We start from the raw sequence: 24,360 nt of genomic DNA on the forward strand, positions 1-24,360 counted from the left end.
CCCCAGTGAGGACCAGAATGCAGACATCCTACTTCATGCGCACAATTTGTCCGGCTGCCCTTATATGCCTGAGCCTGCTGAGCGGCGGCTGCGTGACCGAGCCCGTTGAGCAGAGCATCAATCCGGCCCTGCGCCAGACCTCGGTGGTGTCCACCAGTGCCCCGGAGTTCGCCCCTCAGCAAGGGGAAACCCTGGCCTGGAAGGACGCCATCAGTGTGCACGCCCCCGATGGCATGACGGTGCCGCAAAAGCTGGTGGACGACCTGAAAGCCAAAATCGACACCCGCCTGGTGGCCAAGGGTTATGCCTTCACCCCCATGGGCCAGCAACCGGACTACCTGATTCACGGCCTGATCGTTATGGGCAACGAGTTGAACGAACACCAGCTGCGGGACGTGCTGGGCTTTGAACCCGGACTGGTGAGCAGCAGCCAAAAATACGAAAAAGGCAGCCTGCTGCTGATGCTGGTGGACCCCAACACCCAGTACACGGACTGGCGGGCGGTGGTGCAGGTGTTCACGTCCCAGGAGCTGAGCGACGAAGAGCGGGATCAACGCTTTGACTACATCATCCGCAGCCTGCTGCGCCCCCTGCCTGACCTGAAACGCTGAACCCCATGAGTCAGTCATCCGACAACCTGGCGCGCTACGCCGGTCAGGCCTTCCACGAGTCCTTCCGCAACGGCAAGGCCTCCGGTGAGATCAGCCTCACTGACGTGCATGTGCAGTTCCACAACGACCAGGGCCAGGTGCGTTTCAGCATCCGGGGTGCCCGCTTTACGTTAGGGGGCGCCAGCGACCGTCTGTTGTTCATCAGCCACCCCTCACAGCCGGACTGGAACCTGTACACCAGCGACCTCAGCATCCTCAAACACCCGGCCCTGCAGAACGACCCCGAGGTACAGCAGCAGGTACGGCAGGCCCGCAATACCAAACGCTGGGCCTGGGGGGTGTTTGGCTCGATGGGTGCCCTGATCATTGCCATTCCCCTGTGCATCCTTCTGTTCATGGACAGCATTACGGGGCTGCTGGCACCCCAGGTGCCGGTGGAATGGGAGACCTCCATGGGGGAGAAAGCCTTTGAGCGATACACCCTGGGCCAGGAACTGTTGGACCCAGAAGCCACCGACACCCTGTTGATGCCCTTGGTGCAGCCACTGCTGCAGCACCTGGACGATGACCGCTATGAGTACCGTTTTCACATCAGCCGCGATGAGCAGGTCAACGCCTTCGCCCTCCCCGGCGGCTTTATCATCATCAACAGCGGCCTGATCCTGAAAGCCGATTCCGCCGCCGAAGTGCTGGGGGTTGTCGCCCATGAAATCGCCCACGTCGCCGAGCAGCACAGCGTGCGCAACATCATGGGCACCGCCGGCGTCTACATCACCGTCAATGCGTTGCTGGGGGACATGACCGGCCTGCTGTCGGTGATGGTCAGCGCAGCTCCCCTGCTGTTGAACCAGAGTTATTCCCGGGGCTTTGAATCCGAGGCTGATGAGCTGGGGCTGGCGCTGCTGCACCGGGCCGCCATTGACCCGGAGGGGCTGATCACGTTCTTTGAAAAATTGCGTGCGCTGGAACAGAAGCAATTGCAGGAGATGGCCGGTGAGGACACCCGTGACACGGTGGAAACCACTCTGCAGTTTCTCAGCACCCACCCTGCCACGGACAAGCGCATCAAAAACCTGCGCGAACGCATCGACGCCTTGCCCCACCAAAGGCACCGGGATCTGCAAACCGAATTTGAAGCATTACAGGAACGGGTCAAACTGTTCGTAGCCGAAGAGGACCAACCATCATCATGAAAACGGAAATCAAGGGCCAACCGGCCTTCTCCTACATCGACGTTGAACTGGAGCCGGGAGAAACCATCACCACCGAGGCCGACGCCATGTCCAGCATGGACGCCGATCTGGAATTGCGCTCCCGTTTCAACGGCGGCTTCTTTGTCGGCCTGTTGCGCAAGTTTCTGGGGGGCGAAACCCTGTTCATCAACGACTTCAGCAATCACAGCGACGGCCCCCGCCGCATGACCATCGTGCAACCCACCCCCGGCGAGGTACGCGAACTGGCATTGCAGGATGAAACGCTGTACATGCAACCGGGCGCATTCCTGGCCTGCACCGAAGGCGTCAAGGTCGGGGTCAAGTTCGCCGGGATCATTTCCTGGATTGCGCGGGAAGGCCTGTTCCGCATCGCCGTCAGCGGCACCGGCAAGGTCTGGTACGGAGCCTTCGGCGCCCTGCTGGACCGGGAAGTGGACGGCGAATACATCGTGGACACCAGCCACCTGGTGGCCTATGACCCCGGTATCAAACTCAAACTGCAGCTGGCCGGCGGCCTCTTCTCCAGCCTGTTCGGCGGCGAAGGCCTGGTCACCCGGGTGGTGGGCAAAGGCAAGATTGTCATTCAGTCCCGCAGCATTTCCGGCATCGCCAGCTGGATCAACCCCCGCCTGCCATAAGGAGCCCGACCATGGACATTGAATTGGTGAACCGCCCCGGCAACACGGCGGCCAAAGTGTTGTTGCAACCCGGGGAAACCTGTACCGCGGAATCCGGCGCCATGATCGCCATGAGCGGCCACATGGACATCACCACCAGCACGCACAAGAAGAAAAGCGGCAGCTTCATGAAAGCCATCAAGCGCATGGTGGCCGGCGAATCCCTGTTCCTGAACCACTTCGAGCCCAAGGGCAAGGCCGGCGAGGTCTGGCTGGGCACTGCCCTGGCGGGGGACATGGAAGTGATGGAGCTGGATCAGGACAGCCTGATTGCGCAGGGCAGTTCCTTTCTGGCGTGTGAGGAAGGCGTCGACATCGACCTGGGCTGGCAGGGCTTTAAATCCGTGTTCTCCGGCGAACGGGTGTTCTGGGTCAACCTGAAGGGCAAAGGCAAGGTCATTGTCTCCTCCTTCGGTGCTATTTACCCGGTGCAGGTGAACGGCGAGTACATCGTCGACACCGGCCACATTGTGGCCTTCAACGAAACCCTGAATTTCAGCATCACCAAGGCCGGTTCCAGCTGGCTGCACTCCATGCTGGGCGGAGAAGGCCTGGTCTGCAAATTCAGTGGCCAGGGCACCGTGTGGTGCCAATCCCACAACCCCATCAGCTTCGGCCAGTCCCTCACCAGCGGACTGCGCCCGCGCCGCGTTTAGGAGCCCACATGACTACATACAACGTCAGCGTCACCGGCGAAATCAGCCCCTACGCCCAACGCGAGAGCGTGATCCAGGCCTTCGCCAAAATGGCCAAAATCGATGTCGAAAAAGCAGAGGCCATCTTCAGCAATGGCCCCGTGGCCATCAAGAAAGGCGTGGATGAAGACACCGCGGTGAAATTCCAGCAAGCCCTGCAGCAGATCGGGGCCATCGCCGTGATAGATCCCCCCCTGGCCGAGGCCATCTCCCTCAGCTTTGACGAGCCCGAGTCGTTGGCGGCGGACTCTGCAACGCCCGTGGCTTCCTCCGAACCTACACCCCAGCCGCAACGCCAGGAGCCGGACCCACGGGGTTATCGTTTCAGTATCGAGGGCCGGCCGGACTACGCATTCCTCACCGTGCAGGTACCGGCCAATGAAACCCTGAAGGTGGAAGCCTCCTCCATGGCCACCATGGACACCCACATGAAGATGAAGACCAAATTCCGCGGCGGCTTCAGCCGATTTCTGTCCGGGGAATCCATCTTCATCAACGAGTTCACCGCCGAAGGCGGCCCCGGCGAAATCGGCATCGCCCCCGGCTCCCCCGGCGACATGACCCATCTGTATCTGGACAACAACATCGTCTATCTGCAGAACTCCGCCTTCGTGGCCAGCACCATGGGCGTGGCGATCGAAACCAAGTGGCAGGGCTTCACCAAAGGCTTCTTCTCCGGCGAAAGCCTGTTCCTGATCCGCGCCAGCGGCCAGGGGGATCTGTGGTTCAACACCTACGGGGCATTGATCGAGATTGATGTGGAAGAGGACTACGTGGTGGACACCGGCAACATCGTGGCCTTCACCGACGGCCTGGACTACAGCATCACCAAGGTGGGGGGCTACAAATCCCTGTTCTTCTCCGGTGAAGGCTTTGTCTGCCGCTTCAAGGGCCAGGGCAAGGTCTGGATTCAGACCCGCGGGGTGTCGGCCTTTGCCTGGTGGGCCCACTGGTACCGCCCGGTGGAGAAATCCAGCGGCTAGGCTCATCATCAAAAATTATTGAATCTCACGAATGGGGTTTTTTGATACACATACCCGGGGTCAGCGTCCAGAATGAATACAAAGCTGTACCCCGTGGAGTCCTGTCGTGCTGCGTTTGCGTTTTACCCTGTTGTTCCTGCTGACACTGATCTGCTGCCGGCCGCTGCTGGCCAACGAGCCGGACTATGAAGAGCCTGTGTACGAGGATGCCTATCAGGAAGAGTCGTACACTGAGCAAACCTATCAGGAACAGACCTACCAGGAAGAGACGTTCACCGAGGAGTACTACGCCGAGGAGCCCCAGGAGCAAGACGAGGCCCCAGTGTACAACGAGCCCGCTTACCAGGACCTGCCACTGGACAACGAGCAGGCGGCCATGGTGAAGGAGGCCCGCACCAGTTGCCAGCAATGGGCTCAGGAGTCCGGCCTGGAAGGGGAAGACAAAACCCTGTTTGTGGAAGACTGCGTGTACAGCCAGACCGGCCTTTGAGCCGGCAATCCGTTCAATATCCTTTTACCTCAGAGCAAATATTTTTTGCTGTTCTTATGCCGCGGGCGTGTTTTCTAATGCGCATGTCTGCAGCGGCCCCGGGGCACGCCTGCACCTTTACCGAATGATTACGCCTTTTTGTCATTGAGGTTACACATGAGCAATCCGGCCACCAGCGACTGGGATGACGACCTCTTCGAAGACGACGATTCCTCGTCTGTCTCCAACCTGGACGACTCCCAATCCTCTCGCAAACAGAAACTGGATATCCGCCGTAAACTGGAAGACCGCATGGAAATGAAACGCCTGCGGGCAGAGATCGACGACCTGGACCTGTCCTGGCTGGATTAAGCCGGCCGCTCCCGCTATACCGCCAGCGGCTTCAGCAGGTGCACCACTTCTTCCACGATATCCCGGCGGTCACTGGACGCCCGATACACCGCATATAACGGACGGGAAAACGTGGGCACCCCCTGGATCTGATGCAGGGGCCGCGGGTGCTCCTGTTCCAGCACACTGTGCGGTAGATAGGCGGCGCCATCCAGGTGCTGCAGATAGTCCAGCGCGATGGCACCCATGTTGGTGTGCAACACCGGCTTGGGCAGATCCCCGAAACGCTTGGCGTGAAACATCTCAAACGACACGCCCCAATCCACATACACATAACCGGATTGCAATGCGGTTTTGTGATTCAGCTCCGGATCATTACTCACCAGCACCAGCTTGACCTGACCGATCTTGTCGGCCCGGAAATCCGCCAGGGTGGGCGGCTCCAACAGAAACGCCACATCCAGCGTGCGCTCCACCAGCATACGGGTCAGCAGATCGGAAGGATGGGAGATGGCGCGGATGGCCGCCGTGGGCAGCAGTTGAAACAGTTTTGAAAGCTGCTTGTGCAAACCGAAACTCCACAGGCTGTGGGTGGTGCCCACGTTCACCTGCTGCTCCTGATCGTTCTTCAGCGACACATCCTGCAGCGCCCGTGACCAGGACAACAACATGGTTTCCGCATGGGGCAGCAGGCGCTCCCCTTCCAGGGTCAACTGGATGTTATTGCGGGTGCGGATGAACAACTCCACCCCCAGGGTCTGCTCCAGCTGGCGCACCCGGGCACTGACCGCCGCCGGGGTCAGGTACAGGTTATCCGCCGCCCGACCAAAGTGGCGGGTCTTGTTCACTTCCAAAAACGTTTTAAGTAAGTCGATGTCCATCCGAAGGGTGCCTGCAGCTGTGACCCCGGCAGCTTAGGGCAATGATCCAGCGGAAAGCAAGCACTCCCCAAGGGGTCTGTGGTACTGTAGTGGCCTTTTTTTAATTGCCCGGCGCACAGCAGGAGCCTGCCTCATGGGGTTTGAAGTTTATCCAATCATTGCGGAAGGTGACGGTGAGCAAGCGCATTGACCGCACCCTGTTATCCGACAGCCTGTTGCTGGTGGTCACCGTCCTGGCCGCCCTGGGCTGGATATTCTCCAAGGAAGCCTTGCAGGGCATCGCCCCGTTGTCGTTCCTGGGCATCCGCTTCCTGCTGGCCGGCCTGTTGCTGGGCTGCCTGTGCCTGCCCCAGCTGCGCCGCATGAGCGGGGCCCACTGGCGCCTCGCCCTGGCCATGGGGGCACTGTTCTCCCTGGCGCTGATGCTGTGGGTGAACGGACTGTTCCTGAGTACCCATGTGGGGGAAGGAGCATTCATCACCAGCCTGGGCGTGGTGCTGGTGCCGGTGGTGGCGACCCTGATTTTTCGCGATACGCCGGAGGGCAGCACCTGGCTGGCACTGCCGGTGGCGGTGGCCGGATTGGCCTGCCTGTCTCTGGGCAACACCCGGGGCAACGGCTTCCATTTTGAACAGGCTCAGATCCTGTTCATTGTGGCTGCGACAATGTTCGCGGTCCACTTCAATCTGATCAGCAAGGCCCTGGCGAAAATTCCCGCGTTCGCCCTCACCGCCATCCAACTGTTCATGGTGGGGGCGGTGTCGCTGCTGGTGGCCATGCTTCGGGAACCCTGGCCACCGCAGATCAGCCCAGACATCTGGGGCTGGATCCTGGCCAGTGCCCTGTTGGCCAGCGCGGCCCGTTTCCTGATCCAGGCCTATGCCCAGTCCATGGCCAGTGCCAGTCACGCCGCCATCATCATGGTGCTGGAGCCCCTGTGGGCCTCCCTGCTGGCGGCCTTCTGGTTCGACGAATCCATGAACCTGCAGCAACTGCTCGGTTGCTCGCTTATTTTTATCGCCCTATTAATCAACCGCTGGCGGGCATTGCGCCAACTGTTGAAAAGCCGGTTGCCCTGAGGAGAACAACAATGGAAGACAAAATTGTGGACATTGAAACCCGCCTGGCCTTTCAGGATGATACCATCCAGCAATTGAGTGACATCATTTACCGGCAACAGCAGCAAATCGACCAGTTGGACAAAACCGTCAAAATGCTGGTGGAGCGAATGCAGGATGTGATGCACGCGTTGCCCGGGAAAATTGTGGATGAGAAACCACCACACTATTGAGCTGAACCCTCAAGGCACGTTAATCCATCTAAGGAAAGACCATGGAATCTGTGAATGTACTGTTTCGATTGGCCGTCCTCGGCACCCTGCTGACATTGAGTGCCTGCGCCTCACCTCCCTCGTCGGTACCGGACATCAAACTCTATGTGTTCCACTGCGGGAATATTGAAGTGCGGGATGTATCGGTGTTTTCCCCCGGGGTGAACCAGGGCCAGCCCAAAACGCTCACCGACAGCTGCTACCTGATTCGCCACCCGAAAGGGGATCTGATCTGGGATGCCGGTCTGGCGGATCAACTGGGCCCCCAGGGGCAGGAATTCTACGACGGCCTATTTTATATGAGCATGCCCACCCCCTTGCTGGCGCAATTGCAGGCCATCGGTGTACAACCAGAGGACATCGAATGGCTGGGCCTCTCCCATTTCCATTCAGATCACACCGGCAATGCCAATCTGTTCACCCAGGCCACCCTGCTGCTGCAGCAAGAGGAATATGAGGCTGCCTTTGGTGCGCAGGCCCGGGAATACGGATTTGATCCGGACTCCTACAGCCAATTCAATGCGGACAACAGTCAGCCGTTGCAGGGCGACCACGACCTGTTCGGTGACGGCCGCGTGGTGATCAAGCGCGCCATTGGCCACACCCCGGGGCACCAGATGCTGTACCTGGATATGCCCAAGAGTGGCCCCATTCTGCTGTCCGGCGATCTGTACCATTTCACCAGCAACCGCGAGCACCAGCGGGTGCCCTCCTTCAATTTCAGCAAGGAACAAACCCTGGACAGCATGAAGCACATGGAGGATTTCATCGACCGCACCGGTGCGCAATTGTGGATTCAGCATGACAAGGAACAGAACGCAGATATCCGGCATGCGCCGGCCTTCTATCAATAAATCTATGGTCATCAGACTCAGGGGGAGTCATGGGCAGCAAAATTCTGGTAGGGCCATTACTGGGCCTGGAATCCGAGGATCTCTATACGGTTTGCTTCAGCACCGACCAGCACGTACAACAGGCACAGGTCAACCTCAATGGCCACAGCGTAGACGCCGTTCAGGTGGGCACCACCAGCGGCAGCCTGTTCTGGCGGGCACAACACAGGGAGGCGCCCCACAGCAGCGCGAAAGTGGTCCACTACCGTGTTCACCTGGATGGTGAGCCGGCCGCCAACGGACACGAGCAAAGCGAGTGGCATTTCTATGTGCCCGCGGCCGACGAAGCACCCCGTTTTGCCTATGCCTCCTGTAATGGTTTTTCCAGCGCCGATCTGGTGAACAAAACCGAACACCCCTATGCCCTCTGGCAACGCATGCGCGAATCCCACGAAAAAGAACCGTTCGCCCTGCTGCTGATGGGCGGCGACCAGCTCTATGCGGACGAAATGTGGGGCAGCGTGTCCAGCCTGAAAGCCTGGGGCAAGTTACCCCGTTCCAAAAAAACCGCCCGCAACACCCGCTTTACCAAAACCATGCAGCAGCAGGTGGAGCGCTTTTATGAAGACCTGTACCGCAGCCGTTGGAGTGACCCGGATATGGCGTATATGTACGCCAGCGTGCCCAACGTGATGATGTGGGATGACCACGATATTTTCGACGGCTGGGGCAGCTTCCCCAAAGACATGCACGAGTGCAATGTGTTCCAGGGTATATTCCAGATTGCCCGTCACTACTTTGAGCTGTTCCAGATTCGTTCCCGTCACAACACCAGCCTGCTGAACCCGGCGGCGGAACACTATGCCTTTGCCTTCCAATTCCGGGGTTACCATATTCTCGCCCTGGATAACCGGGCGGAACGCACGCTGCAACAGGTGATGAGCGCCACCCAATGGCAGGACCTGATCCACTATTTCAACCAACACGCCAACAGCGGTCATCTGTTGCTGCTTTCTGCAGTGCCGGTGGTCTACCGGGATTTTTCTTTCACGGAATCCGTAGTGGACGCCACCCCCTGGGAAGAGGAACTCACCGACGACCTGAAGGACCACTGGCGAGCCAAGGAACATCAGTGTGAGCGAGCCCGGTTGGTGATGCGCCTGCTGGAAAACCACAAGCGGCGCCAGGGCAAAACCGTGATTCTTTCCGGCGATGTCCACATCGGTTGTCTGGGTGTGATCAATGATCGTCGGGATGGCGGCCATCGCATCCATCAGGTGGTGTCCTCAGGCATCGTCCACCCGGCACCCAGCCGCATCGCCTGGCTGGGTATCATGGCGGTCACCAATGATAAGAAAGAATACCTGACCGAAGATCACAGCGTGGAAATTGCCATGTTACAGCCCTATCATTCCGACAAATATTTGCGCAGTCGCAACTACGTGCAGCTCAAGGAAGGCAGCGACCAGAAACTTTGGGTGACATGGGAGTGTGAATCCAAAGATAAACCCGTTTATCCTATGGCCTAAACTACAGAACCGGAGTCCTTATGCTGGAATACGCAGCGTTATTCGTCTTGATCTTTGTCGCCGTGGTGTTGTTCTACGGCATCATCGCCGTTCACGACATTCCCTATGAGATCGCCAAGGAGCGCCAACACCCCCATCAGGATGCCATCAACGTGGCGGGCTGGATCAGCCTGTTAACCTTACACGTGATCTGGCCTTTTCTGTGGATCTGGGCAACCCTGTACCGACCGGATCGGGGCTGGGGCTTCAAGGACGGAAAAAGCGGCAAAGAACATATTGAACGCCTGGAGCAGCAGGTGGCCCAACTGGCCGACCGCCTGCAACAACTGGAACAGAAACAGGAGGGCAGCAACTGATGGAAACCTTATTGCTGCTGACCTACGGTGCGATCTGTTATTTCATTTTCAAGGTGTTCAAGGTTCCGGTGAATAAATGGACCGTCCCCACGGCGGTGCTGGGGGGGGTTGTGCTGGTAGGCGCCCTGGTCACCCTGATGAACTACAACCATCCGTATTCCGAGCGGGTGCGCAAATACGCCGTCACCACCCCCATCGTGCCGACCGTCAATGGGCGGGTGATCGAGGTGCCGGTCACCGCCAACGTGATGTTGGAGCAAGGGGATGTGCTGTTCCGCCTGGACGACACCCAGTACAAAGCCAAGGTGGAATCCCTGACCGCACAACTGACCTCTGCCCAAGAAGATCTGGAGCGGGCCACCAAGCTGGCCAGCACCGGCGCCGGCCCCCGGCGCAACCAGGATATTGCCCAGGCCAATGTCGATGACCTCACCGCCCAGTTGATGGGCGCCCAGGACAATCTGGATGAAACGGTGGTGCGTGCGCCCACCCGGGGCTACGTAACCCAACTGTTCCTGCATCCGGGGATGATGGCAGTGAGCCTGCCCTTGCGCCCGGTAATGGTGTTTGTCCACCAGGAAGAGGATTTGTTTGCAGGCTGGTTCCGCCAGAACAACCTGCTGCGCATTGACGTGGGCAGCGAAGCGGAAATCGCCTTCGACAGCATTCCCGGCGAGGTGTTTACCGGCCGGGTCACCCGCGTGTTACCCGCCACCTTTGAAGGCCAGCTGCAACCCACCGGTAACCTGATGACGGATCACAATATGCCCGGGCGCATTCCGGTCACCATTGAGATCACCGACCCGGATTTCGAGCCCTACCGGGGCCAGGTGCCAGGGGGCGCCTTCGGGCAGGCCGCGGTGTACAGCGAACACGTTCATCATGTGGCCATCATGCGCAAAATTCTGCTGCGCATGGCCGCCTGGTTGAACTACTTCTTCCCCTTCCATTAAGTTAGCGTTGCATTAAAGGGCGCCGCTGGTCGCCTTACACCACCAGCCCTATACGCCATCGGAAATCTGCGTTATAAAAACCCTTCCCAATGAAGGGAATAATAATCACAAGACAGGGATTTCATGATGGCTGCACGATACCCAATGGGCACAGTGGGAGTGCTTGCGCTCCTGCTTTCCACCCTCCCCCTCACCGGCTGCCCCAAAAAGCAACTGGTGACCTTCGACAATGATGGCGTGCTCAACGCCAAGATACGCCGCACCGACTACGGTGTTCCCCACATCAAAGCGGACAACCTGGAAAGCCTGTCCTTTGGCATCGGCTATGCCTTTGCGCAGGACAACGCCTGCATGCTGCTGGACATCGTCGCCCGCTATAACAGCCGACGCTCCCAGTATTACGGCCCGGACAAAGTGCCCGGCTCCGGTGACAGTGCCAACCTGATTACGGATTTCAGTTACCTGGCCCTGGGCATTCGTGAGCAGGCGGAAGCGGGTTACGATCAGCTCACCGATACCACCCAAGCCATGCTTTCAGGCTACAGCAAGGGCTTTAACCTGTATCTGGACCATACCGGCAGCGACAACCTGGACCCGCAATGCGCCGGCCAGCCCTGGGTTCAACCCATAGACGACCTGGACATGCTGACCGCACTGCTGGGTACGGCACTACTGCCCGGCGCGGGGAATTTTCTGGCCCCCATCTTCCTGGCGGCCCCTCCCAACACCAGTTATCTTCCCACCCCGGTCACCCCGGCGGGCGCCGCCGCACTCCGTCCTGAGCGGACGTTACCCCAAGTGGATGCCCAGGCCGTGGCTCAGCAAGCCACGCTGCCATCCACTGCCGGCGCCAACCCGCAGGAACTGGGTTCCAATGCCTGGGCCATTGGCGGGGATCTCAGCGCCAATGGTCGCGGCCTGCTGCTGGCCAACCCCCACTTCCCCCATAGCGGCATTCTGCGCTTCTGGCAGTTCCACTCCACCATCCCCGGCGTGCTGGATGTACTGGGGGCTTCCCTCTCCGGCACACCGGGCATGGTGAACCTGGGTTTCAACAAGCACCTGGCCTGGTCCCACACCTACTCCACCGCGGAGCATTTCATTGTCTACCAACTGGACTTGGCTGACAGTGATCCATCCGGCATGACCTATCTGGTGGACGGCGAACCCCGCACCATCGAACAACGCACCCTGACGCTGAACGTGGCGGTGGGGCCCAATACGGTGCTGCCGTTTTCGAAGACGGTGTACTACAGCGACTTTGGCCCCATGCTGGTGGCGCCGGAGGTGCTGCCCTGGGGCAACGACCAACCGGGTCGCTTCGTGGCCTACAGCATCAAAGACGTGAACAGGGAAAACTTCGACATTGTGGACCATTGGATGGCCATGAACCTGGCCCGCAATATGGAGGAATTCAAGCAAAGCTTTGTGAATTTCGACGGCGTGCTGTTCAACAACACCCTGGCGGTGGACCGGGTGGGCAACAGCTTCTATATCGACGATTCCACGGTGCCGGATTTATCTGCAGTGGCGGAACAGGCGTTGCGCACCGACCCCACCCTGCAGCAGGCACGGGAGCTGCTGGGGTTTTCGGTGTTACCGGGCAACGCCTCCGTGTTTGATTTCAGCGGGCCGGTGCCATACGAACGCGCGCCCAAACTGGAGCGCCGTGATTTCGTGCAGAACTCTAACGACAGCTACTGGCTGACCAATCCCGCGGAGCCCCTCGCCGACCACTCCATTCTGTACGGCAAAACCGGTGTGACCCAGAGCCTGCGCTCCCGCATGTCACAGGCCATGCTGCGCGACAGCACAGGACCCGATGGCCGCTTCAACCTGGACGACCTGCAGGCGTCCCTGTTCAGCGAGCGGGCCTATCTGGCGGAAGCCGTGTTGGCGGACCTGGTGACTCTGTGCCAAGCCCAGGGTGACACGCCGGTTGAAGTGGAGACAAGCGTGGAAGATGAATCCACCACCGTGGCGGTGAACATTGCCGACGCCTGTTCCAGCTTGAGCCAGTGGGACGGCCGCTACCAGAAAGACCGGCGCGGTGCCCATGTGTTCCGGGAGTTTGCCCAGCAATTCGCTTTGGCGCCGCAATGGGTTAACCCCTTTGACCCCAACGATCCCACCAACACCCCCAACACCCTGGACCCCAACCCCAGCGTGCTGCAGCAACTGGCCAAAGCCGTCCTGGTGCTGGAGGCGGCCGGCGTGGCGCCGGATGCCACCCTGGGAGAGGTTCAGTTTGTGGAATACACCCAGCCGGACGGCACCCCCAGCGGCGAGAAGCTGCCCTGGGAAGGGGCCAATAACGTGGAAGGTGGCTTTAACGTATTTCGTTCCATTGCCGAGGACAGTTCCCTGATCCCCAGACATGTATATCCGCCCCTTCCCGGCAGCCAGATCAGTGCGGAAGGGCAAGGCTATCAGGTCTCCCAGGGCAGCAGTTGGATCATGTTGGTGAACTTCACCCGTAAAGGACCAGTGGCGCGCGGCCTGATGACCTATTCCCAGTCCATCGACCCCCGCTCACCCCATCGTGATGACCAGACACGGCTTTATTCTGAAGCACCCCGGTTGCGCCCGCTGTACTTCTCGGAAAAAGACATCCGGGCGCACACCATCAGCGAAATAAACCTGAGTTACCCGTTGCCCTGAGGCAACGGCGTGCTCACTCACCGTCGATAACAACCCGGTTGCGGCCGGCGTCCTTGGCCCGATACATGGCCCGGTCCGCCCGCCGCAACAGTTCATCCACATCCATATGCACATCACCCTCGTTACACACCAGACCGAAGCTGCCGGTCAGCGTCAGCCGTTCGCCGCTTTCCAGTACCACGTTGGTGGATTCCAGCTGCTGGCGACAGCGCTCCGCCAAACGACGGGCCCCATCGCGATCGGTTCCGGGCAGTACAATCAGAAATTCTTCTCCGCCATAGCGCCCCACCCGATCGTTCTGGCGCAAACTCTGTTGCAGGGCATCGGCGGCAGCAATCAAGGCGTAATCGCCGGCTTCATGCCCCTTGTCGTCGTTGATGGTTTTGAAATTATCCAGGTCCACCATCAGCAGGGACAGGGCCGGTCCTTTCTTGCGACTGCGCTCCTGTTCCTGCTCCAGGTGCACCAGGATACTGCGCCGGTTGAACAGCCCGGTGAGGGGATCGGTAATGCTCAGCAGGCGCACTCGTTCCTCCCGATCCCGCCAACGGCGCAACACCAGATAAGAGACAAAGATCAAAAAAATCATATGGGGAAAAGTGAACAGATACAGCTGAAACACACTGAACGCCGATGGCGCGACCAGTTGGCGGGCACCCTCAACGAAAATGGGTGCATAGGGCCACAGTTGCCAGGCGGCGCCAAACGACAGCACCAACTGAATGATCACCGATACGAACAGCGCCAGCATCACCGCCGTACGATTGAAGAAGATAAATCCCACCACCGGAGCGCCCACCAGAACCGAGCCCACCGGTAACGACAGCGTTCCAATGTGATAACTGAAATAACTGAGCGACAGGGCAAAATAGAGGGAGGCCACGTACTCGAACAACACGCTGTCGCCTTTGAGCCGATGCATCAGGTAGGTGCCAATGATCAGCAGCACCGACAACCCGATAAAGCCATAGAACCAGGGGATCTGCCGGGCCAGGTAGGCGCTGTCCACCCAGACACTTTCATTGCCCGGCAGCAGCAGGAACTCGGCGAGAAACGCATAATGCAAATACAGCAGCCCGGTGACCACACCCAGCAGCATGGACTTGGAACTGGACTGCCATTCCAGGGGGTTGCCTATACGACGATTCAGCTTGGCCGTGAATCGTTTTGTGCGCGTGAACACAGTCATTTACGCCCCAATTTTATCGTTGTTCAAATACCCAAATAAGGTGGCAAAGATCAGGCGGCGATCACCAGCCGGTCGCGGCCGGCGTCTTTGGCCTGGTACAACGCCAGATCCGCCTGTTTGATCAGGCGGTCCACCGTGACGGGCTTGGACACCGCGTTACAACTCATCCCCAAACTGGCAGACAACGATATTCCCGCACCATTGGGCAGCATCACCTCCACAGCCGCAATGGCACCCCGCACCCGCTCAGCCAACAGCTTTGCCTGTGCAGCGTCGAGCCCCGGCAGCACCACCAGAAACTCCTCACCACCATAGCGCCCCACGTGATCGTGCTGACGCACCGCCCGGCATAACGCTTCAGCAGCGGATACCAGGGCCCGGTCACCCACATCATGTCCCCATTCATCATTGATGCGTTTGAAGTGATCCAGGTCCACCATAACAATGGAAAGCGGCAGCTGTTTGGCCGCACAGTCCGCCACTTCCAGTTCCAGCAGAGACATGATGTGGCGGCGATTCACCAACCCGGTGAGGGCGTCGGTGCGGCTCAGCAAGGTCACTTCCTGTTCCCGCATGCGCCAGCGCTGCAACACATAATAAGCCAATGCAAAAATGAATAGAATGTGCGGCATGGCCAGTGTCCAGTAGGAAATCACCCATACTGTTGCCATATTGCCGTCGGGGGCCATCATATTCCGCGCCACCGGCGCATAGGGCAACCAGCCGGCATCGGTGGCGGCACTGATGGCAAACAGCAGCAACAGGCTGGTACCAAAGGCAATGGCCACCGGCCAGCGGTTCAACAGAATAAAGCCCACCACCGGGGCTCCCACCAACACCACCCCCACCGGGATCGACATCAGCCCCACGCAGTATCCGTAGTAGACATGGGTCAGTCCGAAATACAAACACCCCATGTACTCATAAAGCACGTTATCCTGATAGCGTTGGGGCGCCAGTTGCGCCACCATCAGCAATACGATTGTCAGCGCCGTCAGCCACACATAGAACACGCTGTGATAGGCCAGCTGCGCCAAGTCAAACCAGGGTGCCATCGCATCAATTTTCTGCGCCGCCAGCACAAACAGCAGGTAAAACACCTGGTCGAACAGATACATCCACAACAACAGAGCGGCCTTGCGGGCGGCACTCCACTCCAGTGGATCACTGACGAACTGAGACAATTTTTCGTTTATGTTCATTGGGCTACGCTTGCTGTGCTCTTATGTATACTTTTTAGCCCGGATTGTGGGGACACGCAGTTATAAATTGGTGTGCGTGTTTTGCGATAAGTAAGTAGCCGATTACCAAAAACGCACCAAGAAACCATGCAGTTTCAGAAATATGGTCTACACAAACGAATTAGGGGAAAGATCTGTCCAGAAAGGTCAATATGCGTTGCTCCTGATCGTCATAGAACGGGTTATAACGCAGTCGCATCAGTTGGTTCAAGGGTACCTGCAGGACACCCCGCTCCCCCCGTAGGGTCACATTGCCCAGGGACTGGGGCCGCCCTTCCAGAGTTGGCACATCGCCATACACCGGGTCAGAGGGCGCGAAGGGCAAGGCCACGTGGGACAGCGAGTACAGGGAGGCGGGCCAGACCAGATCGGTTGCCTGCTCCAACACCTCATCTGCACCCGCCGCCTTGACCTGGCGCACCAGGCGGGCGGAATCCGTAGGCCCGTTGGTCAACACTTCCAGCCGGAAGGGCAGGGTCTGCGCCAGCAGCTGCTCCACCACCGCCACCGCATGCGGGGCAAACAGGAAACGGGTATTGGATTCCTGATTAACGTCGTACATCACCAATTGATATTGGTCGCCGGACAGTTTACCCATCAGCCCCTGCACCGTAGCAGCCACGGACACCGTGGCATCCACCGCCGAGGTGAACACCTGGGTGGGCGGAAACCGCTCCAATTGACCCGTCTGCCGGGCCTGTTCCAGCCGTTGGGTGATGCTTTGCGTGAGCCGGTACACCTGCTCGGCCGCGTTAAGGCTAAACGAATTGTATTTGAAGGGATCGTACTCCGGCTGCACGGACTGCCAGGCCAGTTTCCCGAATCCGGGCAGCGCTGCCACCCGCCGTTGCCAGGGCGCCAGTTCCGCCAGCCGGGAAACACCGATGGCGGGGGAAATCAACACCAGTCGGGCAACCGCCGGCAAAGGTTCTACTGGCGATGCCTGCAGCCCATCCAGGGCATAATCCACCGCCAGGGCCGCGCCATTGGAATAACCCACCATATGGATGGGGAGCGCCGGCGCCAGGCTCTGCCGTAAATGACGCATCGCCAACCGGACCGCCGCGCGGAAATCCTCAGCGCTGGCATTGAGCAGGCCGCTGGGCACGGTGCCGTGCCCCGGCAAACGCAGCACCACCACATGATAGCCATGCCGGTTCAGGCTCCTGGCCAGGGTCAACAAGCTGTAAGGTGAATCCGACAGGCCGTGCAGCAGCAGCACGCCACCACGGGGCTCGGCCGCCGTTAATTCCAGGGTACGATTGCCGTTTTCCGGATACGCAGTGGGGTCCACCCGGCTGCCATGCCGGTAGCGACTCAACTCCGGCAGGGGGCCGGGGGCTGAATAGATCGTCTGTTCCAGTTCAGCGAACAGCTCGGCTTCCAATTGCTGGTACTGGGCCAGGGACTGAAAATCGCGGTGTCGGTGATGATCGTATTCCTGCTGCAGGACCACCTCATGCCAAGGCTCCAGATCCGGGCGGGCATCCACCACATAGCCCAGCAACCAAGCGCCACCGGCCAGCAATCCCAGTACCCAGTACAGGCAGGCCAGCATCAGGTGCCGCAGCAGCGGCTTCACGTGTTTCATACCCGGCAAGAAAAAGCCCATTGAGATCAATGGGCTTTAAGAGGCGTTCTACTGGGCTGCCAGCTTGGCGAAGGCATCCACCACCGCCTCGGGGGCCTGCACCAGCTCGATGAGCACCCCTTCGCCGCCAATGGGGAATTCCTCATTGCCTTTGGGGTGAAGGAAGGTGATGTCAAAACCGGCCGCCCCTTTGCGGATGCCACCGGGGGCGAAGCGTACGCCATTGGCGCTCAGCCATTCCACCGCCTTGGGCAGATCATCAATCCACAGGCCCACGTGATTGAGGGGGGTAGCGTGTACGGCAGGCTTTTTGTCCGGGTCCACCGGTTGCATCAGGTCCACTTCCACCTTGAACGGGCCCGCCCCCATGGCACAGATGTCCTCGTCCACGTTTTCCCGCTCGGATACAAAGGTCCCGGTCACTTCCAGGCCCAACATATCCACCCACAGTTTCTTCAGTTGGTCTTTGGAGGGGCCACCGATGGCGATTTGCTGGATACCCAGCACTTTAAAAGGACGTTCCATAATTCATTCCTGCTGATTCTGAGACTGTAAGAAAGGGGCCATTATACGGGGCGGCGCCGCGCATGGAAATGACCGGTCGGACACAGGCTCAGCACCCCAAGCGGCACCGGCGTCTCAATCGCTCACCGAGAACGGGGTAAAGTTGGTGTCGGTGTCGTAGAAATCCTCTCCCTCGCGCTTTTTCAACCACCCCACCACCGCGTAGGTCACCGGTGTCATGATCACTTCAACAGTGATCTTGAACAGGCCGTTGAACAGAATCACATAACCGAGAGTGCTGTTTTCCCAGATGCCGTAAAACGCAATGGGATAGAAAATGATGCTGTCCACGAACTGGCCGCACAGGGTGGAGCCGATGGTGCGGCTCCACAGGTGTTTCCCCCGGGTCAGCAGCTTCATCTTGGCCATCACATACGCATTCACGAAATCCCCCACCCAGAACGCCAGAATGGACGCCACCACAATGCGCCAGGTATTACCGAAAACGGTTTCCAGGGAGGACTGCAGTGCCACGTTGAAGGGTTCAGCGCCGGACATGGGCAAATGAATGATGATGGTGCTCATGATGGAAGCAAAAATGATGGCAAAGAATCCCGCCCAGATCACCTTGCGGGCGCGAGCGTAGCCATACACCTCCGTCAACACGTCACCGAAAATATAACTGATGGGAAAGAAAATATTGCCGGCACCAAACACCAGCACACCGCCGATCAACGGCAACCAACTGAAATCCACTTCGCTGACTTTGGCCGGGCCAATCAGGTTGGAGCACAACAACACCGTGACAAATCCCGCCATCAGATAATCGTAGTACCGGTAATGGCGATGCCGATTGTGCTGAGCGCCGCGATCAATGTCGTGCTGAGCACGAACCGGGGGTGTGCCGCTGGATTCCACTGCAACTCCTGAACCTGGGTCAACGCGGGTGAACGCGGATCAGAGGGACGCGTCCTGAAACCCAGAGCATACGGAAAATAGCGCCGGAAAACACCCCAATTCTGCCCCGGGATTTTTTGCTCCCACGCCAATTCGTGGTACAACCAATGGCCAGCATTTCTCTTCGGGCACAGCCAACATGAACGTTCAACCCATTGAAAAACCGCATGATTCTGTAACACCGCCGTTTACCCGCTTACTCATCGCCAATCGCGGGGAAATCGCGGTGCGCATCGCCCGCAGCGCCGCCGACCTGGGCCTGGAAACCGTGGCGGTGTTCAGCGAGGACGATCGTCACAGCGGCCACCTGGGGGCCGCCGACCGGGCCTGCCCGTTACAAGGTCAGGGCGTCGCGGCCTATCTGGATGGGCAGCAGATTCTTGCCATCGCCCAGCAACAGGGCTGTGACGCCATCCATCCGGGCTACGGATTTTTGAGCGAGAACAGCGCCTTTGCCGCCCAGTGCGCTGCCGCCGGTGTGGTGTTCGTGGGTCCCAGCGCGGAGCACCTGGCCCTGTTCGGCGACAAACTGCAGGCCAGGGCTCTGGCCCAGCAATGCGGCATTGCGGTGAACGCCGGCACCGACGGAGTCACCTCGCTGCAACAGGCGCAGGCGTTCTTTGCACGCTTGCCGCCGGGGGCCGCCATGATGATCAAAGCCGTGGCCGGCGGTGGTGGCAAGGGCATGCGCATCGTGCGCCACGCCCATGAACTGGAAGCAGCATTTGCGCGCTGCACGGCGGAAGCCCTGCGGGCGTTCGGCAACGGCGATCTGTATGTGGAACGCTTGATTCAGCGGGCACGTCACATCGAAGTGCAGATCATCGCCGACGGCGAGGAGGTGAGCCATCTGTGGGAGCGGGAGTGCACCCTGCAACGGCAACAGCAGAAGCTGGTGGAATATGCCCCCAGCATGAGCCTGACACCGCAACAGCGGCAATGGGTGTTGGAGGCCGCAACCCGGATGGCCCGGGCCAGCGGTTATCGCAACCTGGGCACTTTTGAGTTTTTGCTGGACCTGGAGCGCCCGCCGACAGAGGAGGCCATCCTGTTTCTGGAGGCCAACCCGCGCCTGCAGGTGGAACACACGGTGACGGAAGCGGTACTGGGTCTGGACCTGGTGCAGATCCAGCTGGAACTGGCGGCCGGTCGGCGGCTGGCGGAGTTGTCGATGAGCCAATCCCGGATTCCCCTGCCCCGCGGTTACGCCGCCCAGTTGCGGATTAATCTGGAAACTCTGGACCCACAGGGCCGGCCCCTGCCCACCATCGGCACCATTCAGGCCTTTACTGCGCCCCTGGGCCCGGGCGTGCGGGTGGACAGTTTCGCCACCCCCGGTTATGACACCGTGCCCGGTTACGATTCCTTGCTGGCCAAACTGATCGTACATTCCCCGCGTCCGGATTTTGCAACCCTGCTCCACAAGCTGGCCCGGGCCGCGGCGGAACTCCGCATCGACGGCGTCACCACCAACCTGCCATTCCTGCAACGACTGTTGGCGCACCCGGCGGTCATCAGCAACCAGATTCATACCCGCTTTATCGAGGATCATCTGCACGAGTTACAGCCAGAGGTTACAGACACCAGCGGTGCCTCCGGCCGTGACGGAGCAGGCGCCGTGATCCAGGCCCCCCTGCAGGGGGTCGTGGTGGAACTGGCGGTGGCGGTGGGCGACCGGGTCCAGGCGGACACAGAACTGCTGTTGATCGAGGCCATGAAACTGCAGCATGAACTGCGTGCCGGTGACAGCGGCGTGGTGGCATCGATTCTGGTCAAACCCGGCGACAGCGTGAACCCGGGGGATGCCCTGTTGATTCTCAGCCCCTGTGATGTGGCCGACGCGATAGAGCCAGGCGCAAAGCCAGGCCACAGCGACACAGGCCTTCGGGAGTACATTCGTGAAGACCTGCAACAGGTGCGCGACCGGGTGCAGGCCACCCTGGACCCGGCCCGCCCGCAGGCGGTGGCGCGCCGCCATCAACGCGGCCAACGCACCGCCCGGGAAAACCTCGACCACCTGTGTGATGCCGACAGCTTTATCGAGTACGGCCAGCTGGCGGTGGCCTACCTGCACGCCCGCCACAGTGATGCAGAGCTGCGGGACAAAACTCCGGCGGATGGCTTTGTGATGGGCCTTGCCACCGTCAACGCGGCCCTGTTCGGCGACACTCAGGCCCAGGTGGCCGTGGGCAGCTACGACGCCACGGTGATGGCCGGCACCCAGGGCCACAAGAATCACCAGAAAACCGATCGCCTGTTCGACCTGGCCCGGGAACATCGCATTCCCCTGATCCTGTTTGCCGAAGGTGGCGGTGGCCGGCCAAGGGAAGACCCGGTCACCATCGCCGCACTGGAGAACCAGAACTTTTACAAACTGGCGGAACTGAGCGGTACCGTGCCCGTCATCGGCATCGTGTCCGGCCGCTGCTTTGCCGGGAACGCGGTGTTGCTGGGCATGGCGGATGTGATCATCGCCACGGACAACAGCAACATCGGCATGGCTGGCCCGGCGTTGATCGAAGCCGGTGGCCTGGGCACCTTCACGCCGGAACAGGTGGGCCCCATCCAGGTCCAGCACCGCAACGGCGTGGTGGACATCCGGGTGCGGGATGAAGCCGAAGCGGTGACCGTGGCAAAACAGTACCTCAGTTATTTTCAGGGGCCATTAGCCACCTGGCAGGCCCACGATCCGCAGCAGTTGCGTCACCTGATTCCGGAAAACCGCGTGCGGGCCTATGACGTGCGCCGGATCATCCATGCCCTGGCGGATCAGGATTCCGTATTGGAATTGCGCGCGGCCTTTGGAGCCGCCTATGTCACCGCATTGATGCGCGTGGAAGGCCGCCCCGTGGGGGTCATTGCCAACAATCCCATGTTCAATGCCGGTGCCATCGATGCCGAGGGTGCCGACAAGGCCGCCCGTTTTATGCGACTGTGTGATGCCCACGGCTTACCCATTCTCACCCTCATTGACACGCCGGGCATCATGGTGGGGCCGGAGGCGGAACACACCGCGCTGGTGCGCCATTCCTCCCGCCTGTTCCTGACCGCAGCGTCTGTGCAGGTCCCCCTGTTTGCCATCGTCTTGCGCAAGGCCTATGGCCTGGGTGCCATGGCCGCCGCCGGTGGCCATTTCAAGCGCCCGTTCTTTACCATTGCCTGGCCCAGCGGTGAATTGGGTGGCATGGGGCTGGAAGGGGGCGTGCGCCTGGCGTACAAAAAAGAGCTGGAGGCCATTACCGACCCGGAGGCGCGGCAGGCTTTTTTTGAAGAACGGGTAGCATCCCGTTATCGGAAAGGTAAAGCCAGTTATCTGGCCAGCTACTTTGAACTGGATGCGGTGATTGACCCGGCGGACTCCCGGCAATGGCTGGTGCGGGGCCTGGATGCCACCGCCCCCTGCAGAAAAAACAGCGGTCGCTTTATTGATGCCTGGTGAGTGGAGAGTACGGTGGGTTGAGGCCGGTCACTAGCGTTCATTGGCCCGGATCGGCTCGGCCGCACCGGGGGAGAAAGCGGTGATCACCCGGATATAATCCCCCGGACTGGCGGCCACCCAATTCACGGATATGGATTGCAAACCGGTGATCGTGACCATGTCCGCCGGCTCCAGCCCACGCAACCCCGGGTTCAGGTAGTTGACGCCGGTGTTGGCCAGGTGGTCGCTGAGCGCCAGGTTCTTTCCCTTGGTGATGACGCCGATGATCATGGAATCAAACTGGATCTCGCCCTGCTGCCTTTGCTTTTTAGCGGGGTCAAAAAAGACATAGTGACTGGCAACGGTAATACCGACAGGTATCACGCCTTTTTTACCGCCGCCGCCTTTGCCATCGGCCATGATGTCCACCGCCAGGGGTGCGGTGATTTCGATGTTCTGATCCTCATCAAACCCGTACAGGTTGACATCATTGAAGGTATTGGCCCCCACCGTGTTAGGGGGCGATGAACGGGCGAAAGGGACAGCAAGCTTGATGAATTGCCCACCCAGTTGCAACGAATCGCCCCCGGTGACGGTTCCCTCCACAATGGTGGCGAATACCAGGCAGGGCATCCACAGCAGGAGCAGACTGGCCCCCCATTTCACTGAATGAACACTTCTTCCAGCTCCGTCACCCGGATGCGCAGGGATTCCAACTCCGCCTGCTTCTCGATCATCACCGGATCACGGTCGGATTCCATCTTCAGCAATTCCGCTTTGATGTCAGCAATTTCCTGTTCCAGTTTCTTATTGCCATCGGTGCGCTTTTCCAACTCACCCAACAGATTCTGCAGCGCGGTATTCAACTGCTTGTACTCAGACTGCTTGTTGCGATACTCCATGAGCACTTCGGATTTTTCTTTCTCCACCGCCGCATACACTTCGCGGAACAGAGCGTTCAACCGCTGTTCCTCTTCCAGGGTCAGTTGCTTTTGCTGCACATTGTGGGCGTAACCCCCATGAATATCACAGCGCGCTTTGGTGAACATCCCGGCATCGGCGTTCATGGTATTGCACTGGGAAGGATCAATGGCACAACCCGCCAACACCGCCGCCGCAGACATCACACCCAGTTTGAAAACATTCTTCATCAGGTTCACCCCAGTTGAATGGCAGAACGCTGGCCGTAGAGGGCATCGATATCCGATTCCAATACCGCGATCTGCTGTTGCATACGATTGATTTCGGAGTTGAGCGCATCCAGGCGGGCGCCACCACCGGTTTCCTTGGCAGCCACCTCCCGCCATTCCTGCTCCCGCTTTTTAAGGTCGGCCAAGGTGGTTTTCAGGTACTTGGCATTGGCATCCACTTCCTGCAAGGTACGGGAGGCCTCAGCGGTGTCCACTTTATTCTGGGCGATATCGCTCTTGATCTTTGCCAACTGTTTTTTGTTCTCTGCCAGCACGGTTTTGGCGGTGTTGTTCAGGCTTTGCAGTTTGCGGTTATCCTCCTGCACGTCGGCGATCATTGCATCCAGCAACTGTTCCTGGGAGGCATATTGAGCGCGACGATAGTCGTAATAATAATTCGCCCCCATGGCCACACCGCAGCCCACAAAGGCGGCCTTCAGCATGCAGTCGTTTTTATCACTGGCGTTACTGGCCTGGCAGATCACCGCCCCCACAAAGGCACCCCCAATACAGGCTTCGAATCCGGAGCGGCTGAAGAAGCTGGCTTCAGTACTGTTCTGCAGCCGCGGATCAGCCTGCGGCTGCTGGCCACTTTGCTTGCCGCCGAACAAACCCTCCGGCATGGACAACGGCGAATTGTTACAGCCGGTGGTGAACCCCAACTGCAGCACCAGGGCAAAGGCCACTGCAAATTTCAGGATGATGCGCATGTTCATGTTACGTCCCC

General features: G+C 59.5%; 24 protein-coding genes. 15 read left to right on the forward strand and 9 right to left on the reverse strand.

Translation table 11 applies throughout. The annotated features are described in order from the left end of the window. Positions 1-17 precede the first annotated feature (17 nt). From D9N14_RS17910 to D9N14_RS17940, 7 genes are all read left to right on the forward strand, one after another. Positions 18-611 carry a DUF4136 domain-containing protein gene (locus tag D9N14_RS17910; RefSeq protein ID WP_290582271.1) on the forward strand — a complete coding sequence of 198 codons (594 nt, stop codon included), beginning with the start codon at positions 18-20 and terminating at the stop codon, positions 609-611. A 5-nt stretch (positions 612-616) separates the two neighbouring features. Continuing rightward, a complete protein-coding gene (locus D9N14_RS17915) occupies positions 617-1,804 on the forward strand; it encodes a M48 family metallopeptidase (RefSeq protein WP_290582273.1) in 1,188 nt (395 codons plus the stop codon). Then, positions 1,801-2,463, forward strand: a complete 663-nt coding sequence (locus tag D9N14_RS17920; RefSeq protein WP_290582275.1) for a TIGR00266 family protein — start codon at positions 1,801-1,803, stop codon at positions 2,461-2,463. Before D9N14_RS17915 ends, D9N14_RS17920 begins: the two co-directional genes overlap by 4 nt. 11 nt (positions 2,464-2,474) lie before the next feature. Further along, positions 2,475-3,158 carry a TIGR00266 family protein gene (locus tag D9N14_RS17925; protein ID WP_290582277.1) on the forward strand — a complete coding sequence of 228 codons (684 nt, stop codon included), beginning with the start codon at positions 2,475-2,477 and terminating at the stop codon, positions 3,156-3,158. 8 nt (positions 3,159-3,166) lie between these two features. Continuing rightward, the gene (locus tag D9N14_RS17930; RefSeq protein WP_290582279.1) at positions 3,167-4,180 is read left to right on the forward strand and encodes a TIGR00266 family protein; all 1,014 of its coding nucleotides are present in this window, start codon (positions 3,167-3,169) and stop codon (positions 4,178-4,180) included. Positions 4,181-4,286: 106 nt separating this feature from the next. Further along, positions 4,287-4,670: a hypothetical protein gene (locus D9N14_RS17935; protein WP_290582281.1), complete on the forward strand. Its 384-nt coding sequence runs from the start codon at positions 4,287-4,289 to the stop codon at positions 4,668-4,670. Positions 4,671-4,826: 156 nt separating this feature from the next. Continuing rightward, complete coding sequence (locus D9N14_RS17940) at positions 4,827-5,021, forward strand: PA3496 family putative envelope integrity protein (protein ID WP_290582283.1); 195 nt, start codon at positions 4,827-4,829, stop codon at positions 5,019-5,021. A 14-nt stretch (positions 5,022-5,035) separates the two neighbouring features. On the opposite strand, the gene D9N14_RS17945 is transcribed toward D9N14_RS17940, so the two are convergent. Further along, positions 5,036-5,881: a LysR family transcriptional regulator gene (locus D9N14_RS17945; protein WP_290582285.1), complete on the reverse strand. Its 846-nt coding sequence runs from the start codon at positions 5,879-5,881 to the stop codon at positions 5,036-5,038. Between the two features lie 173 nt (positions 5,882-6,054). Here D9N14_RS17945 and D9N14_RS17950 point away from each other — a divergent pair, with 173 nt between their 5' ends. The 7 genes from D9N14_RS17950 to D9N14_RS17980 all read left to right on the forward strand — a co-directional run bounded on the left by D9N14_RS17950 (position 6,055) and on the right by D9N14_RS17980 (position 13,543). Continuing rightward, a complete protein-coding gene (locus D9N14_RS17950; protein WP_290582287.1) occupies positions 6,055-6,960 on the forward strand; it encodes a DMT family transporter in 906 nt (301 codons plus the stop codon). Positions 6,961-6,971: 11 nt separating this feature from the next. Then, positions 6,972-7,172, forward strand: coding sequence for a SlyX family protein (locus D9N14_RS17955; RefSeq protein ID WP_290582289.1), 201 nt, complete (start codon positions 6,972-6,974; stop codon positions 7,170-7,172). A 41-nt stretch (positions 7,173-7,213) separates the two neighbouring features. After that, a complete protein-coding gene (locus tag D9N14_RS17960; RefSeq protein ID WP_290582291.1) occupies positions 7,214-8,065 on the forward strand; it encodes an N-acyl homoserine lactonase family protein in 852 nt (283 codons plus the stop codon). Positions 8,066-8,094: 29 nt separating this feature from the next. After that, the gene (locus D9N14_RS17965; protein ID WP_290582293.1) at positions 8,095-9,573 is read left to right on the forward strand and encodes an alkaline phosphatase D family protein; all 1,479 of its coding nucleotides are present in this window, start codon (positions 8,095-8,097) and stop codon (positions 9,571-9,573) included. 20 nt (positions 9,574-9,593) lie between these two features. Further along, the gene (locus D9N14_RS17970; RefSeq protein WP_290582295.1) at positions 9,594-9,929 is read left to right on the forward strand and encodes a DUF3302 domain-containing protein; all 336 of its coding nucleotides are present in this window, start codon (positions 9,594-9,596) and stop codon (positions 9,927-9,929) included. Next, positions 9,929-10,882: an HlyD family secretion protein gene (locus D9N14_RS17975; protein WP_290582297.1), complete on the forward strand. Its 954-nt coding sequence runs from the start codon at positions 9,929-9,931 to the stop codon at positions 10,880-10,882. Before D9N14_RS17970 ends, D9N14_RS17975 begins: the two co-directional genes overlap by 1 nt. Before the next feature lie 123 nt (positions 10,883-11,005). Beyond that, the gene (locus D9N14_RS17980; protein WP_290582299.1) at positions 11,006-13,543 is read left to right on the forward strand and encodes an acylase; all 2,538 of its coding nucleotides are present in this window, start codon (positions 11,006-11,008) and stop codon (positions 13,541-13,543) included. Between the two features lie 13 nt (positions 13,544-13,556). Here the strand turns inward: D9N14_RS17980 and D9N14_RS17985 are convergent, their stop codons facing one another. The 5 genes from D9N14_RS17985 to D9N14_RS18005 all read right to left on the reverse strand — a co-directional run bounded on the left by D9N14_RS17985 (position 13,557) and on the right by D9N14_RS18005 (position 18,986). Beyond that, positions 13,557-14,732, reverse strand: a complete 1,176-nt coding sequence (locus tag D9N14_RS17985) for a GGDEF domain-containing protein (protein WP_290582301.1) — start codon at positions 14,730-14,732, stop codon at positions 13,557-13,559. A gap of 50 nt (positions 14,733-14,782) precedes the next feature. Then, a complete protein-coding gene (locus tag D9N14_RS17990; protein WP_290582303.1) occupies positions 14,783-15,934 on the reverse strand; it encodes a sensor domain-containing diguanylate cyclase in 1,152 nt (383 codons plus the stop codon). Positions 15,935-16,094: 160 nt separating this feature from the next. Further along, positions 16,095-17,555 carry an alpha/beta hydrolase gene (locus D9N14_RS17995; RefSeq protein WP_290582305.1) on the reverse strand — a complete coding sequence of 487 codons (1,461 nt, stop codon included), beginning with the start codon at positions 17,553-17,555 and terminating at the stop codon, positions 16,095-16,097. Between the two features lie 57 nt (positions 17,556-17,612). Further along, positions 17,613-18,089, reverse strand: a complete 477-nt coding sequence (locus D9N14_RS18000; RefSeq protein ID WP_290582307.1) for a VOC family protein — start codon at positions 18,087-18,089, stop codon at positions 17,613-17,615. A gap of 114 nt (positions 18,090-18,203) precedes the next feature. After that, on the reverse strand, positions 18,204-18,986 hold the full coding sequence (locus D9N14_RS18005) for a queuosine precursor transporter (RefSeq protein WP_290582309.1): 783 nt from the start codon (positions 18,984-18,986) through the stop codon (positions 18,204-18,206). Positions 18,987-19,164: 178 nt separating this feature from the next. Between D9N14_RS18005 and D9N14_RS18010 the strand changes: the two genes are divergently transcribed. Continuing rightward, positions 19,165-22,464, forward strand: a complete 3,300-nt coding sequence (locus D9N14_RS18010) for an acetyl-CoA carboxylase family protein (protein ID WP_290582311.1) — start codon at positions 19,165-19,167, stop codon at positions 22,462-22,464. 30 nt (positions 22,465-22,494) lie between these two features. Here D9N14_RS18010 and D9N14_RS18015 read toward each other — a convergent pair whose 3' ends face one another. Genes D9N14_RS18015 through D9N14_RS18025 form a run of 3 tightly spaced genes read right to left on the reverse strand, consistent with a single transcriptional unit; the run spans position 22,495 to position 24,349 of the window. Then, complete coding sequence (locus D9N14_RS18015; RefSeq protein WP_290582313.1) at positions 22,495-23,109, reverse strand: hypothetical protein; 615 nt, start codon at positions 23,107-23,109, stop codon at positions 22,495-22,497. Next, positions 23,106-23,594: a hypothetical protein gene (locus tag D9N14_RS18020; RefSeq protein ID WP_290582315.1), complete on the reverse strand. Its 489-nt coding sequence runs from the start codon at positions 23,592-23,594 to the stop codon at positions 23,106-23,108. Before D9N14_RS18020 ends, D9N14_RS18015 begins: the two co-directional genes overlap by 4 nt. 5 nt (positions 23,595-23,599) lie before the next feature. Then, on the reverse strand, positions 23,600-24,349 hold the full coding sequence (locus D9N14_RS18025; RefSeq protein WP_290582317.1) for a hypothetical protein: 750 nt from the start codon (positions 24,347-24,349) through the stop codon (positions 23,600-23,602). Positions 24,350-24,360 lie beyond the last annotated feature (11 nt).

It is taken from the genome of Ketobacter sp. (assembly GCF_003671495.1).
In the GTDB taxonomy this organism is placed as follows: Bacteria; Pseudomonadota; Gammaproteobacteria; order Pseudomonadales; family Ketobacteraceae; genus Ketobacter.

What these genes read in the sequence shown, in the direction of transcription:
- D9N14_RS17910 (WP_290582271.1), top strand. Translation starts at nt 18, where the DNA reads ATGCAGACATCCTACTTCATGCGCACAATTTGTCCGGCTGCCCTTATA.
- D9N14_RS17915 (WP_290582273.1), top strand. Translation starts at nt 617, where the DNA reads ATGAGTCAGTCATCCGACAACCTGGCGCGCTACGCCGGTCAGGCCTTC.
- D9N14_RS17920 (WP_290582275.1), top strand. Translation starts at nt 1,801, where the DNA reads ATGAAAACGGAAATCAAGGGCCAACCGGCCTTCTCCTACATCGACGTT.
- D9N14_RS17925 (WP_290582277.1), top strand. Translation starts at nt 2,475, where the DNA reads ATGGACATTGAATTGGTGAACCGCCCCGGCAACACGGCGGCCAAAGTG.
- D9N14_RS17930 (WP_290582279.1), top strand. Translation starts at nt 3,167, where the DNA reads ATGACTACATACAACGTCAGCGTCACCGGCGAAATCAGCCCCTACGCC.
- D9N14_RS17940 (WP_290582283.1), top strand. Translation starts at nt 4,827, where the DNA reads ATGAGCAATCCGGCCACCAGCGACTGGGATGACGACCTCTTCGAAGAC.
- D9N14_RS17945 (WP_290582285.1), bottom strand. Translation starts at nt 5,881, where the DNA reads ATGGACATCGACTTACTTAAAACGTTTTTGGAAGTGAACAAGACCCGC.
- D9N14_RS17955 (WP_290582289.1), top strand. Translation starts at nt 6,972, where the DNA reads ATGGAAGACAAAATTGTGGACATTGAAACCCGCCTGGCCTTTCAGGAT.
- D9N14_RS17960 (WP_290582291.1), top strand. Translation starts at nt 7,214, where the DNA reads ATGGAATCTGTGAATGTACTGTTTCGATTGGCCGTCCTCGGCACCCTG.
- D9N14_RS17965 (WP_290582293.1), top strand. Translation starts at nt 8,095, where the DNA reads ATGGGCAGCAAAATTCTGGTAGGGCCATTACTGGGCCTGGAATCCGAG.
- D9N14_RS17970 (WP_290582295.1), top strand. Translation starts at nt 9,594, where the DNA reads ATGCTGGAATACGCAGCGTTATTCGTCTTGATCTTTGTCGCCGTGGTG.
- D9N14_RS17975 (WP_290582297.1), top strand. Translation starts at nt 9,929, where the DNA reads ATGGAAACCTTATTGCTGCTGACCTACGGTGCGATCTGTTATTTCATT.
- D9N14_RS17980 (WP_290582299.1), top strand. Translation starts at nt 11,006, where the DNA reads ATGATGGCTGCACGATACCCAATGGGCACAGTGGGAGTGCTTGCGCTC.
- D9N14_RS17985 (WP_290582301.1), bottom strand. Translation starts at nt 14,732, where the DNA reads ATGACTGTGTTCACGCGCACAAAACGATTCACGGCCAAGCTGAATCGT.
- D9N14_RS17990 (WP_290582303.1), bottom strand. Translation starts at nt 15,934, where the DNA reads ATGAACATAAACGAAAAATTGTCTCAGTTCGTCAGTGATCCACTGGAG.
- D9N14_RS18000 (WP_290582307.1), bottom strand. Translation starts at nt 18,089, where the DNA reads ATGGAACGTCCTTTTAAAGTGCTGGGTATCCAGCAAATCGCCATCGGT.
- D9N14_RS18010 (WP_290582311.1), top strand. Translation starts at nt 19,165, where the DNA reads ATGAACGTTCAACCCATTGAAAAACCGCATGATTCTGTAACACCGCCG.
- D9N14_RS18020 (WP_290582315.1), bottom strand. Translation starts at nt 23,594, where the DNA reads ATGAAGAATGTTTTCAAACTGGGTGTGATGTCTGCGGCGGCGGTGTTG.
- D9N14_RS18025 (WP_290582317.1), bottom strand. Translation starts at nt 24,349, where the DNA reads ATGAACATGCGCATCATCCTGAAATTTGCAGTGGCCTTTGCCCTGGTG.